The sequence below is a fragment of the Pseudomonas sp. Marseille-Q1929 genome, assembly GCF_017316265.1.
In the GTDB taxonomy this organism is placed as follows: domain Bacteria; phylum Pseudomonadota; class Gammaproteobacteria; order Pseudomonadales; family Pseudomonadaceae; genus Aquipseudomonas.
The window spans coordinates 1-843 of sequence record NZ_JAFLWU010000069.1; the positions used below are offsets into that span (position 1 = coordinate 1).

Consider the following 843-nt stretch of genomic DNA (forward strand, 5'->3'; position numbering starts at 1 on the left):
TATATCGATAAAAACGAGGATATCGACAACACCGGCGGCTTCATCGTCCGTCACCCGGTGAGGCACATAATTGCCGTCCCAGGACACGCTGATCAAATCGTTACGACGGATGTTTTCATAGCGTTCAATTTTGACCGTAACGCCTGGGCCAACATTAAATGGATTGAGGGTCGAGCCTTCGGGAAAGCCCACGACGCTCATCTTCAGACCCGAATGCCATGGCGAGCCCGGATCCACATCTGTCCCGCCGGGCTTCGTCCGCTTGACCAAGATCGTCTGCCAGGGCGAAGTGCTTTGGTTGCCGCTACCTACGCGCTGGACAAGCCCGCGTACCTGCACATCGCCTTCAGGCACATGTTCCTCAGCCACTGATAACGAATAAATCGGCTGATCAACCATGACATTGTCGCTGGCGACTGGCAGTGACGCGTGATCGAAATAAAGCGCGTAGAAGTCGAGAAGTGACCATGTATACCACTTCTCGAAAATCCAGGTTGCATAGGGAACCGTATGGCGCAGGCCCATTCCGTACGCATACATGCTTTCGCCGGGCAGATGGCTGATCGTCACTGAGGGGTAAGCAGAATAAGGCGTGTCCAGGTCTTCAACTCGAGTGGGCGGCGGCTTGGCCGGGCCAGGTGGTGGCTTGGGCAAATGGTTGGAATGAGGGCGGCATACCGGGTGGCTGGAAGAGGCGTCTGAGCCCCGGCGCGCGGGCTTGGGCGGGCCGGATACTGTCTTGGGCAAGTATTCGCCGTCGGGATTGGGTTCGCAGTGGTCGTGGTGGTGTTCGTGGTTATTCGGTTCTTGGGGTCGACGGGACATAACAATACGCTCCTCGCA

General features: G+C 56.9%; 1 pseudogene. It reads right to left on the minus strand.

The features are described 5' to 3' along the window. Positions 1-825 (minus strand): annotated as a pseudogene (locus J1G37_RS28935) (hypothetical protein); the annotation flags it as partial. Between the last annotated feature and the right edge of the window lie 18 nt (positions 826-843).